Consider the following 12975-nt stretch of genomic DNA (forward strand, 5'->3'; position numbering starts at 1 on the left):
TTTAACGAACTCTCACCCAACGCCTCAGAGCCGACGCTCGAGGCGTTTTTTGCGTTCTGCACTCTTGTCCCTCGGCCCGCGTTCAAAAGCGCAACCAACTTGCCCTCTAATTCGATGCGATGCTCCGCATGCTCGGTGTCCCAAGAGACAATAATGCGCTCGATCAGGCCCCGCATGGCCTCCGATGAGTCCAGCACGGTGTCAGGATGGGTGAGGCTCTCGGTCAGATTGGTAATCGTGGCACGGTAGAGCTCGGCCAGATTGGGGGGCAGGGCCGGTGCAGCCGTCTGTGCTTGCGTCACAGCCTCGCTTTGTTGTTTCCGCCGTGCTTCCAACGCTTCCAGTTCGGATTCTGTCGTTTCGGTGAAGATCCCGGCTTTGATGGCGGTTATCACGTTCGCGATTTCCTTTTCCGTCCGGGCGAGGGAGGTTCGCAGATGGCGCACGGTTTCTTCGCGACCTGCATCCAAACTCCGCTGATGGGCGGCGTAACGGTCAGAAAATTCCTGGACGGCTTCGGGCTGCATCAAATGCTCTTTGAGGCCGTGGACGATGGTTTGTTCCAGAACGTCCTTGCGCAGGCCCTTCATGCCTTGACAGACCGTGCGGCCTTTTTCTCGTGCATTGGAACAATAAAAACGGCGCACGCCGCTGCCTGCGATGTTCATCGTGCCGCCGCATGCTCCACACCGGATCAGGCCCGAGAGGAGGTAGGTCGGACGACGGCTGGCATGGGTTCCACTCAGATGGGTGGCATCGCCGGTGTCTTTCTCCGCACGGGCGGCATCAATCCGCCTCTGGCGCTCTCGGGCCGTGTCCCAGGCGTCCTGGTCCACGATGCGCAAGGCCGGGACCTCTTCGATTTTCCAGTCACTTTCGGGATTCAGTCGCGAGACGCGTCTGCTCTCGCCTGGCGGATGGACGTAGCGCAGCCGGTTCCAGACGCGTCGGCCGATATAGAGTTCGTTATTGAGAATACCGGTGCCGCGTTTTCTGTTGCCCTGGATCGCATTGGCCCGCCAGGTCCCATCCCCACGACGCGCCCCGTGTTGGGGCACAGGGACCCCTTCGGCGTTCAGGGCTGCGGCGATGCTGCGGGGAGAGACACCGCGCCCATACTCCGCGAAAATGCGCCGGATCACCACAGCCTGTTCTGGGACAATTTCAAGCTGTCCGGTTTGCGGCAGGCCGTTGGGTTGGATGGGAACTCGATAGCCGTAAGACAAGCCCCCTGCCGAGCGTCCCGACTCAATCCGGCTGCTCAGCCCGCGATGGGTTTTCTCGGCCAGTTGTCGCAGATAGACCGCGTTGATCGTCGATGAAAACCCAACTTGGAGTTCGCTGATCCAGCCCTCTGACAGTGTGAAAATACGGACCTTTCGGTAGCGGCACATCTCGTAAAGATTGGCCGTCTCTTCTTGGGAGCGGGAGAGCCGGTCCAAAGATTCCGCCATGACAATCGTAAACTCGCCATCGTCGATGGCGTGACGGAGTTTTTGATACTGTGGGCGGTTTCTGACGGCACCTGATATGGCCTCGTCGATATATTCGGCGCTGATGGTCCAGCCCTCAGCTTCTGCGCGACGTCGGCATTGACGGATCTGGTCCTGGGCACTCGATGCATTCTGCCGGTCATCTGAAAACCGGCCATACAGGGCAACACGTTCCGTCATCGTTTTGTCTCGTCCGCTTCTTCCGCTCAAAATTACTCAGCGCGATCTTCCGTGTACGTCGAGTCACGCGTGGGACGCAGCGAGCCGTTCAGGTCGAAGCAAATGGAGAGGGCTGCCGTATTCGCGTGCGGGATGCGCAGGCCAGCCTCTGTTCGCAAAAGCCGGTTTACCTCAGCCCCGTCCGGTATCAACCAAATAAAGATGAAAAGGCGGTGGACCTCTTCATGCCTTGGCCTGGCGGGCCGTTGGCCTTCGACGACCTCCAAACGCTGGACCACCGTACCCGGACGGGGCTCGCACGACGCCTCCTGCTCGCAAAATGGACAGCTCTCAGGGAGAATGGAGCGGGGGATGAATGCTACACGCTCAGGTTCATCTCCGAATGGGGGCTGAAAGCAGCAAAGAGGTCACTGTATGACCTTGATGTCTGCTCGATGAGTAACACGGGCCATTACGATGCGCCGCTGTCCCCGGCTGCACGGCGGAACATTCCATGGAGCGCTATTCCCGCGCAGTACCGCGATGACATCGTAGCGCAATTGGCTCCGGTTCCAGCGAATGATCGCTATACGGACGAGGGACCGTTTGGGTCGCTCATGCGTCCCTGGAAGGGAACGCTCTTCTGGATCAACCCACCGTATAGCCAGCGGCTCTGGGCGTGCTTCATGGAACAGGCCCTACGGGAAGTGGAGCGAGATGGGCGCAAGATCTTCGTGACGCTGGGGCCAGACGATAACTGTGGGTCTCATGCCGCACCGCTTTACGGTCGCCATGCCTGTCGCATTACGTTGGAGCGGCAATTGCCGTTCTACAAAGAGAGGACTTCAGAGATCGAAACGATTAGGAACAACCAAATCGTCGTCTTCGGGAGGGGGATAAAAATGTACGGTTTCCTGCGGCGTCTTGCCATAATCATGCAGGCCGATGGCGTGATTTCGGCCGAACAAAAGGCCAAAATCATCAGGGAGTCCTCGCTCTATCTGCGCTAATAATAGGGCGGGGAAGAAAGGCCCCGCGGCCTTAGGCCGCCATCGGGCGTGATGTTGGGTTGGCATCACGCTGCGGCTCTTGCGGGCGCATGAGTTCCTGCACAAAGCGCGCCATCGGGGCGCTTTTAATGTCTCGAACCCCCGCGATGAGCTCTCGTGGGGAAGGCGCGTGCCCCAGGCGCTGTGCCAGGGCTTCGGCCTTGCACACGACTTTTTCCAGGTCCGACATATTGTAGCGGTCCAGGAGGTTGCGGGCGTCTTGAAGATGCAGTTCGGCGACACGGATGGCCCAGCCTAAATCCCCGGCGTCAATTTCCGGTGTCTCCTTTCCCAGGAGCACATGGTAGACGAGCGCATATTTGAAGCTCCGCCACAGGACCCGACGGAAGAAACTGACGGGGACGGTGCTATGGTCTCGAAAGAGCCTCCGAAATTGCGTGCAATAGACCTCTATGGCCTCGGGGGAGGCTGTATAGAGCGGGTGAATGGTCGTCGTGCGCACCCTGTCCCAGGCCTGCGTCAAAGCCTGGGATGTGGGGGCATCGTCCATGGTGTAGAGCGGCATGGGCGGCTCGGGCCTGCATTCGGCAATGACATATTGGAAACGCTGCATGAACCCATCCAACATGCTTTCCAGCGTGACATTTTGGAGAAAGGTGTCGGTGACCGTTGTTCCCAAAATCACCGGGGCTGGATCTTCAACCTCAATGGTCTGGCTTCGGGTGCGGCGTGAAATGGTTTGGTTGTCATACAGGCGCAGCAGGTAATCGCGGATTTCATCTGCGTAGGTTTGGCTGTTGATCCGTTTGATCAACTGGCCCCATTCATCTTGGAACCAGGCGGCATGGTTGTGCTCTTGGAGGTCCGCGACGAATTGTGCGGCTGTTGTGACCTCGGGGAAGCGTCGAAGTGTCATAATATTTTGCAGGACGCGGGTGGCATAGGTTTTGCTTGTGCCGCTTTCGGCCAAAATCGTGGTCCAGAGGTCTGGGCGGATGAGGCTTCCGGAAATAGAGATTTGGACCTTTTGGTCGAGCAGCCAGGCTGCAATACCGTGCAGGGCGGTGAAGGCTGGGATTTCCAGGGGCACATCGCAGCCATGTTGAAAGCGATCAATGACGGTTGCCAGGAATGTATCGGGTGGGACAATGTCACGGCCACGCCATTTGGTGTTGGTCGTTTTTAAATTGAGGAAGCCCCGGAGTGTTTCTTGTTGGGCTTGCGTGAGGTTTTCTGGGATCTGATCGAAGATCGAGATTTGTTCAGATGCAGGTGATCGTCGGGTGTTCTTTTTGCGAGAGGGATGACGGGCCATCAGGGGCGCTCCTTATGCTGGATGAGGGGGGATACGGCGACGCATGCGCCGTACAGGACACCTGGGTCCAGAACGGGGGCGAGGGAAGCAGATGGCGCCAGAAAAATGCCAGCGGAGCGATTTTTATTCTGAATAAGGAATAATGCCTGCGACTATGGGGACCCCCGCCAGCGTCTGCATATCCGAGAAACTACCGGTCTGCTGCCAATTATCGGCCAAAAAACGCGTCAGCAACCCGTCTGCAAAATGGGTGCTGGCTTGTCGCTGGGGCAGAGCATGGTATTTGCCGAACGGCTATTGCCCTCGTATCAACTTTTGAGGCCCACATTGAACCAGATGTCCCACAGCAGCCTTGTTTCCTTCATCTGGCGCATTGCCGACGATTGCCTCCGCGATGTGTACGTACGGGGCAAGTATCGCGATGTGATCCTGCCGATGGTTGTGCTGCGCCGCCTTGACACGTTGCTTGAGCCGACCAAGGACGCCGTTCTGAAAGAGGTCCGGTACCAAAAAGAAGACATTGGCGCGACGGAGTTGGACGATGAGCCGCTCAAGGATGCCTCTGGGTACGTCTTCTTCAACACCAGTCACTGGACCTTAAAGAAGCTGTACAATACCGCCACCAACAATCAGCAGATCCTCCTAGCCAATATTGAGGATTACCTCGACGGCTTCAGCGACAACGTCAAAGAGATCATCGGTCGCTTCAACCTGTTTGAACAGATGCGTCATATGGCGGAGAAGCAGGTGCTTCTGGACGTCATTGAGAAATTCGTCTCCCCCTGGGTCAACCTGACCCCGAATGACATTGAGGATCCGGAAGGCAACACGCTTCCGGGCCTTTCTAACCTGGGTATGGGATACGTTTTTGAGGAACTGATCCGTAAGTTCAACGAAGAGAACAACGAAGAGGCAGGGGAACACTTCACCCCGCGCGAGGTGATCCACCTCATGACGCACCTGCTTTTCGACCCGATAAAGGACCGTCTGCCCCGGATCCTGACGATTTACGATCCGGCTTGCGGGTCGGGCGGCATGCTGACCGAGGCTCAGAACTATATCACGGACGCAGATGGCCCTTTCCATGCCCACGGGGACGTTTACCTCTATGGCAAAGAGATCAACGACGAAACCTACGCGATCTGCAAATCCGACATGATGATCAAGGGCAATAACCCTGAAAACATCCGCGTGGGCTCCACTCTCTCCACCGATGAATTCTCCGCCAACCGCTTCGATTTCATGCTGTCCAACCCGCCCTATGGCAAAAGCTGGAACAGCGAGGTGAAGTACATCAAAGACGGCAAGGACGTCATTGATCCCCGTTTTCAGGTCAAGCTGGCCGACTACTGGGGCAATGTCGAAACGATGGATGCCACCCCGCGCTCATCGGATGGCCAGCTGCTGTTCCTGATGGAGATGATCAGCAAAATGAAGCCAACCAGCGCCAGCCCACTGGGCTCGCGCATCGCGTCGGTCCACAACGGCTCGAGCCTGTTCACTGGGGATGCGGGCAGCGGGGAATCCAACATCCGCCGCTTTATCATCGAAAATGATATGCTGGATACCATCATCCAGCTGCCCAACAACCTGTTCTATAATACCGGCATCACCACCTACATCTGGCTCCTGTCCAACGCCAAGCCCGAGGCACGGCGCGGTCGGGTCCAACTGATTGACGCCAACCTCATGTTCCGCAAGCTGCGCAAGAACCTTGGCGACAAGAACTGCGAGTTCTCGGACGAACATATCCAGCAGATCACCGAGGCCTTCCTGAACTTCGCCCCTGTCGAGCGCCAGATCGACGCGGCAGGCGATCCGCAGGGCATCGCCGTGCAGGTCTTTGACAACGCGGACTTCGGCTATCACAAAGTCACCATCGAACGCCCGGACCGCCGCCGCGCGGGTTTCAGCGCCGAACGCCTTGCGCCCCTGCGCTTTGACAAGTCCCTGCGCGAGCCGATGGAATGGCTCTACGACGAACACGGGGATCAGGTCTATCAGTCGGGCTTTCTGAAGGAGCAGGCCAAGCAGATCACCGCGTGGTGTGAGGAAGCAGGGCTAACCCTGAACGCCAAGGCGAAGGCGAAGCTGCTCGACACCAGCTACTGGGTCAAGCTGCGTGACCTGCTGGACACGGCGACCCAGATCATGGGCGATGTGGGCTTTGAGGAGACCGACGACTTCAACGCCTTCCGCAAGGCGGTTCACGCCGCGCTCAAGGCGCGTAAGATCCAGCTGGGCGTGACCGAGAAGAACGCCATTCTGAACGCCGTCAGCTGGTACGACGAGACCGCCCAAAAGGTCATCGCCAAGAAGCACAAGCTGACCGGCGCCGAGGTCGAGGCGCTGACCACGCATCTTGGCTGTGCGGCGGAAGATCTGGCCGATTTCGGTTGGTACCGGCAGAGGGATGGCAGCTACCTGACCTATGAGAGCACCGCAGAGCTGCGCGATGCCGAAAGCGTGGCCCTGAAAGACGACATCCACCGCTACTTCCTGGCAGAGGTGAAGCCGCATGTGGAAGAAGCATGGATTAACCTAGACAGCGTGAAGATCGGCTACGAGATCAGCTTCAACAAGTATTTCTACCGCCACAAGCCGCTGCGCAGCCTTGAAGAGGTGACGCAGGAAATTTTGGCCCTGGAAGAAAAAGCCGACGGGCTGATTGCCGACATCCTTGGTGTCGAGCTTGCGACAACGCTGGAGCCAGCGGAATGATGCGGGTGCTTTCAGACACGACTTGGTCGCCTCGGAAGATCTGGAACTGCTTTGACATTGTCAACGGAGCTACACCAGCTTCGGGTACTGCGCACTTCTGGGATGGCGAAATTTCGTGGGTCGGCCCCGCTGATCTTGGAAAGCTAAGCTCAAGAGTGGTTTCCCGCGGCGAACGAAACCTCACGGAATCTGGCTATAAGAACTGTGGCACTACTTTCGTGCCCGCAGGAACAATAATCTTGTCCGCACGGGCTCCTATTGGTCACGTAGCTGTGGCGGCAAACAGACTTTGCTTTAACCAAGGCTGTAAGGGGCTGGTGCCAAATTCAGACATTTTTGGTGAATTCGCGTATTGGCTGATCTTGGCACTCAAGCCAAAACTCGAAGCTGCTGGTCAAGGCACAACCTTTGTTGAGCTGTCCAGAAGCAAGCTTAAGGACGTCACGTTTCTACTGCCACCCCTCCCTGAACAACGCGCCATCGCGGCGTTTCTGGATAGGAAATGCGCAGCGATTGACGAGGCGGTGCGGATCAAGGAGGAGCAGATCAGGCTCTTGGCCGAGCGCAGGCAAATCCTGATCCAAGAGGCCGTCACCCGCGGCCTGAACCCCGACGCCCCCATGAAGGATAGCGGCATCGACTGGATCGGCCAGATCCCCGCGCATTGGGAGGTGAAGCGCCTCAAGCATCTGTCAGAGATATTCCGTGGGAAATTCACGCATCGTCCGAGAAACGATCCGCGCTTATATGACGGCGAGTACCCCTTCTTCCAGACAGGTGACGTTGCACGTGCTGGGATGTTCTTGTCGGAATATCGGCAAACATTGAACGAAGCAGGTCTGCGGGTGTCAACTTTGATTCCCAAGGGCACAATCTTGATTACGATTGCTGCGAACATCGGGGACGTGACCATCTTGGATATTGACGGCTGCTTCCCGGACAGCGTCGTAGGCTTCAAACCGCGTCCAGAGATCGAACGCGATTTTCTATACTACTCCATGTCGGCGATGAAGACGATCTTCATGAACAATTCCATCGCCAACGCCCAAGCGAACTTGAACGTTGATCGCATTGGCGGGATCACAGTGTGTCTTCCGCCAAAGGCTGAGCAGAACGTCATCATGGAGTATGTGCAAATGGCGAACGAGAAGACAGATCGAGCAATTGGCGTAAAGGAATCCCAGATCACCGCATTGCGGGAATACAAGACGAGCTTGATCAACGCGGCGGTGACTGGAAAGATCAAGGTATTGTAAGTGCCCGGTCCCTCGATGCGGCGGGGTAGAAACTCATTTGAAAGCAACACCATGAATGTCGCGGTCAGCAATACCAAGGAAATCGCCCTTGAACAGGCCATCGAGAGACGGCTTTGCGGTGCGAGCTCCGAAGAGCTGGCCGCCGGGGCCATCGCCTCTGGCCCTTTCTGCATCGGCCAGCCCGCTGATTTCGACGCGACCCTCGCGCTCGACCGCGCGAAGTTCTGGGAGTTCCTCGAAGCCACCCAATCCAAAGACCTCGACAAGCTCAAGCAGCACAACCCCGCCGACTGGCAGGCCAAGATCACCGGCCAGCTCGACAAGCTGATCAAGTCCAAGGGCCTGCTGCATGTCTTGAAAAAGGGCCTGCCCGTCGACAACGCGCATTTCCACCTGATGTATCCCGCTCCGCTGGCCAATTCGGCGCAAAAGGTCCACGACAATTTCGCCGCCAATATCTGGAGCGTGACGCGGCAGGTCCATCACAGCATCGCCAACCCGAATGAATCGGTGGATATGGTGGTGTTTTTGAACGGGCTGCCGCTGGTGACGCTTGAGCTGAAGAACGCCTGGACCCACCAGACCGCCCGCTACCACGGCCAGAAGCAGTACCGTGAGCGTGATGCAAACCAGACCCTGCTGCGCTTTGGCCGCGTGTTGGTCCATATGACCGCCGACACCGACGAGGTATGGATGGCGACGAAGCTGGCGGGAGCCTCGACCTTCTTCCTGCCGTTCAATAAGGGGCACAACGAGGGGGCGGGCAACCCGCCGAACCCGAATGGCCACAAAACATCTTACCTGTGGGAAGAGGTTCTGCAACCGCAGAGCCTTGCCGGGATCATCCAGCATTTCGTCCTGCTGGAGGGCAAGAAGGCCGACCCGCTGGCGAAGAAGACGCTGATCTTCCCGCGCTATCACCAGCTGAATGTGGTCCGAAAGCTGTTGTCCCACGCCGCTCAGAGGGGCGTAGGGCATAAATATCTGATCCAGCACTCTGCCGGCTCGGGAAAATCCCACAGCATCACCTGGGCCGCCTACCAGCTGATCGAGACCCATCCGGCGAAGCTAGACCTGCCGGGCGCCAGGGCGCTGGACGCCCCGCTGTTCGACAGCGTGATCGTTGTGACCGACCGCCGCCTGCTGGACAAGCAGCTGCGCGACAACATCAAGGATTTCTCCGAGGTCAAGAATATCGTGGCCCCGGCGCTGAAATCGTCGGATCTGAAGGCCGCGTTGGAGAACGGCAAGAAGATCATCATCACGACCATCCAGAAGTTCCCCTTCATCATCGACGGCATAGAGGATTTGGGCGACAAGCGTTTCGCGGTGATCATCGACGAGGCGCATAGCGGCCAGAGCGGCATCGCCAGTGACAAGATGAATCAGGCAATGGGCGGCGACCCAGACGAAGATGACGCGCAGGACAAGATTGTGGCGGTCATGCAGGCCCGCAAGATGCGCGGCAATGCGTCCTACTTTGCCTTCACCGCGACGCCGAAGCCGATCACCCTGGAAAAGTTCGGTGAGCAGCAGCCGGACGGCCGCTTCCGTCCGTTCCACCTGTACAGCATGAAGCAGGCGATCGAGGAGGGCTTTATCCTCGACGTGTTGGCGAATTACACGACCTACAAGGGCTATTACGAGATCCAGAAGTCCATTGAGGACAATCCCCTGTTCGACACATCCAAGGCGCAGAAGAAGCTGCGCGCCTATGTCGAGCGGAGCCAGCAGACGATCAACACCAAGGCCGAGATCATGGTCGAGAATTTCATCGACAAGGTGGTCAACCCCAAGAAATTGCGCGGCAAAGGCAAAGGGATGATCGTAACCCAAAATATTGAGGTGGCGATCCGCTACTACAAGGCCGTACAGGCAGAGCTTGCCAAACGCGGTAACCCGTTCAAGGCGCTAATCGCCTTCTCGGGCGAGAAGGAGGTTGATGCGGTCAAGTACACCGAAAGCGAGATGAATGGTGTACCTGAGGACAAGACCCGCAGTGAGTTCGATAAGGATGAATTCCGCCTGCTGATCGTCGCAAACAAGTATCTCACCGGTTTCGACCAGCCGAAGCTCTGTGCGATGTATGTCGACAAAAAGCTGCAGTCGGTTCTAGCAGTCCAAGCCCTGTCCCGTTTGAATCGGTCCTCCCCCAAGCTTGGCAAACGGACCGAGGATCTGTTTGTTCTCGACTTCTTCAACTCGACCGAGGACATCAAGGCTGCCTTCGACCCGTTCTTCACGGTGACGACCCTATCCGAGGCGACGGACGTGAACGTCTTACACGTGCTGAAAGCATCTTTGGATGATGTCGGCGTCTACGAATGGTCAGAGGTGGAGGAATTCTGCAAAAGGTTCTTTGATGGCGAAGATTCCGAAAAATTCAGCCCCCTGATTGACGTGGCTGCCGAACGTTTCAACACCGTTCTGGAACTGGAAGACCAGGAGAAGATCGACTTCAAGATCAAAGCGAAGCAGTTCGTGAAGATCTACGGACAGGTGGCTGCAATCATGCCGTTCGAAGTAGAGGTCTGGGAGAAGCTCTTCTGGTTCCTGAAGTTCCTGGTCCCGAAGCTAAACATCAAGGACCCGAATCAGGATGCGTTGGATGATCTTCTCGAGGCCGTTGACCTTTCGTCATATGGGCTAGAGCGGACAAAACTAAACCAGACCATCGGTCTGGACACTTCAGAAGCAGAGCTAGATCCACAGAACCCCACCCCCCGCGGTTATCGCGAAGGAGAGGTGCAGGAAGACCCGTTGGAAGAGATCATCCGCAGCTTCAACGAACGTTGGTTCCAAGGGTGGAGCGCCACCCCGGAAGAACAACGGATCAAGTTTTTGAACATCGTTGAAAGTGTTCAGGCCCACCCCGATTTCGAAAAGAAATTTGATGAAAATTCTGATCCCTACAGCCGTAACTTGGCATTTGAAAAAATTATGAAAGAAGTCATGCTAAAACGCCGGAAAGAGGAGTTGGAACTCTACAAGCTTCACAGCCAGGACGAGGCGTTCAGATCTGCACTATACCTAAGCGTCAAGGAGGCGCTGATGCAGAGCCCACGCTGACTATGAATTGAAGCGTGCCCGCCCAGACTTCGGCGACGATGCATTCGTTTGTTGGTCGGCAGGTTGATCGAATGACAAGTACATCTGGCTCTGTGCCTTGGGGCAGGGGCAGGGGCAGGGGCAGAGCTGCGGGATGGTAGCGATCCTGCGTCAGGTTGACGCAGGCCCGGAAGATGAGGACGTGACAGACAAGTCCTCCTGGTCAATCTTTGGCCAGCGTTCCCCCGGTAGGTGCCTTTCTAGCAGCCCCGCTGCATGTCTGTGCGTTCTTTGCGCGGCTGATGTTTTGGGATGTCTGGCCATGAGCTGGGAGTTGACGTTTCCTGGGGCCGTGGTGGGCTGCGTGGCGACAGACGTGCCCAGTCTACGGCGTTGATCATGTGGCGCACTCGACTGCGCATGGTGTCCCAACCCTGACGTAGAAGAGCGATCAGATGAAGCTCATGTTCATGCAAGGCTTGGGTGGAGTAACGCCATGGGGTGGATTTTAAGGCATCAGCCACCCGCACATCATCCCCGTGAGGAATAATGAGGCGCCCGTCAGCGTGTGCCGCTTCCAAGGCTGGGAAGAGGGTGGTGGTGTTCGTTCCATTCGGGGCTGGGACAGTTGGTTCTGTGCGTCGTCCAGGAAGTTTTCTGCCTGTCCCAAAAGGTGCTGGCATTGTGCTGTAATGCGCTCCATTGCCGTGAGGCGCTCTCGAAGTTGAAACGCTGCAAGCTCGGTGTTCTTTCGGGCATGGTCCACGCTCTCTTGAAGACGTAGGAAAAACTCGGTCGGCTCGTCGCTCATATCCCTGTTCCTTCAATTGGCTTGCGAGCGCATTGATGCGCCGCACGGTGGTGTTTGTTTCGCTGCGTGTGCGCCCCTCATCGATCTGGGGCCAGTCTATGGTTTGGCCGTTTCTTCTGGTCTTGGGCTGGCTGCCAGGACACTTGCCTTGCGTCTGCATGATCCGGGCGGCTGGCCCTTCATGGAGTGTGGGGAGGAGATGGCCTTTCCCCTGATCTTCAAGAGAACGGTGATCAATCGGTGGTCCCGTTCCGGCCATGATGCGGTTATGCGTTTCGGCCCATTCTTCGCGCACCCGTTCCAGCGCCCCTTTGCGGGAAAGTCCGATGACTTTGCTGGGCCGTCCTTTTCCTCCGGTGCGGGGTTTGTTTTGTTCCAGTGCGATGAGATGGACATGGGGATTGCCCGGGCGGTCGTAATGGATGGCGGCGATCCAAGGCGCAGCACCACGCGTGACTTTTTCTGCAAAGTCGCGGACGAGATGCTTGTGAAGCTCCGGCGTTCCTTCGCGAGGAGGAGCGATAATGAAGCATTCGGCAATTCGGCCGTTTTGGCCTGCCATCGTTTCATGGCGTTCGGCCAGGGTACGAAGGTTGGTCGTGTCATAGGCTGACAGGCCATGACGTTCTCCGAGCAGGATGAGATCCTGGCGGTTACAACAGATGTAGCGCAATCGTGCGGTTGTTTTACCTATCCCGTCGGTGGCGGCGATGCTGCTATGTTGTAAGGAATACAGGGCCATGGCTCATGCCTTTGGCCCATTGGGTTCGCACGCGAAAATCGTAGATTTTCGCTGAAGTGCGCCCTCCCACTTTTCTCCCCCCTGTTCCATTACGGCCTCGACAGGGAGGGGAGGGAGGATGTGTCTGTTGGCGGTTTAGCGCTACCCGACGGCCCCTTCAAAAGATCATACAGGGCTTTGACACGGTGCAGGTCCCGAGCGAAGTCTTTTACGGGAAGATTCATCTGTCGCAGGACTTTGCGAAGAGCGGCGTTCTGGGCTTTTTCACCTGGAAAGCCCGCCTGGTAGAAGGCTGCGAGATCGACAATGTCGCCTGGTGTGAGCGTGCTGGCATTTCCCAGGCGTTGGTTAAGAGTGATGAAACGATGCGCTTTCACAAGCATAGGGAAGGATCCTTTTGACAGTGGATCTTCCTGACCT

8 protein-coding genes are annotated in these 12975 nt (G+C 57.1%); 4 read left to right on the forward strand and 4 right to left on the reverse strand.

Translation table 11 applies throughout. The features are described from left to right. On the reverse strand, positions 1–1673 hold a 1673-nt coding region (locus GAL01_RS14790; protein WP_099253382.1), incomplete at its 3' end, for a recombinase family protein. 125 nt (positions 1674–1798) lie between these two features. Here GAL01_RS14790 and GAL01_RS14795 point away from each other — a divergent pair. After that, complete coding sequence (locus GAL01_RS14795) at positions 1799–2662, forward strand: hypothetical protein (RefSeq protein ID WP_099253384.1); 864 nt, start codon at positions 1799–1801, stop codon at positions 2660–2662. A 31-nt stretch (positions 2663–2693) separates the two neighbouring features. On the opposite strand, the gene GAL01_RS14800 is transcribed toward GAL01_RS14795, so the two are convergent. Beyond that, the gene (locus GAL01_RS14800; protein WP_062027396.1) at positions 2694–3977 is read right to left on the reverse strand and encodes a DUF3987 domain-containing protein; all 1284 of its coding nucleotides are present in this window, start codon (positions 3975–3977) and stop codon (positions 2694–2696) included. A 276-nt stretch (positions 3978–4253) separates the two neighbouring features. On the opposite strand from GAL01_RS14800, the gene GAL01_RS14805 reads away from it, so the two are divergent. Genes GAL01_RS14805 through GAL01_RS14815 form a run of 3 tightly spaced genes read left to right on the forward strand, consistent with a single transcriptional unit; the run spans position 4254 to position 11023 of the window. Beyond that, a complete protein-coding gene (locus tag GAL01_RS14805) occupies positions 4254–6698 on the forward strand; it encodes a type I restriction-modification system subunit M (RefSeq protein WP_231865208.1) in 2445 nt (814 codons plus the stop codon). Further along, complete coding sequence (locus GAL01_RS14810; protein ID WP_231865209.1) at positions 6698–7954, forward strand: restriction endonuclease subunit S; 1257 nt, start codon at positions 6698–6700, stop codon at positions 7952–7954. Before GAL01_RS14805 ends, GAL01_RS14810 begins: the two co-directional genes overlap by 1 nt. A 51-nt stretch (positions 7955–8005) precedes the next feature. Further along, on the forward strand, positions 8006–11023 hold the full coding sequence (locus tag GAL01_RS14815) for a type I restriction endonuclease subunit R (protein ID WP_062027410.1): 3018 nt from the start codon (positions 8006–8008) through the stop codon (positions 11021–11023). 239 nt (positions 11024–11262) lie between these two features. Here GAL01_RS14815 and GAL01_RS14820 read toward each other — a convergent pair whose 3' ends face one another. Together GAL01_RS14820 and GAL01_RS15585 are read right to left on the reverse strand one after the other, a co-directional pair. Next, on the reverse strand, positions 11263–12555 hold the full coding sequence (locus tag GAL01_RS14820; protein WP_082790602.1) for a MobA/MobL family protein: 1293 nt from the start codon (positions 12553–12555) through the stop codon (positions 11263–11265). An 89-nt stretch (positions 12556–12644) separates the two neighbouring features. Then, a partial coding sequence (locus tag GAL01_RS15585) for a hypothetical protein (protein ID WP_218017101.1) occupies positions 12645–12975 on the reverse strand: 331 nt, incomplete at its 5' end.

Source organism: Gluconobacter albidus, from assembly GCF_002723915.1.
Taxonomy (GTDB): Bacteria; Pseudomonadota; Alphaproteobacteria; order Acetobacterales; family Acetobacteraceae; genus Gluconobacter; species Gluconobacter albidus.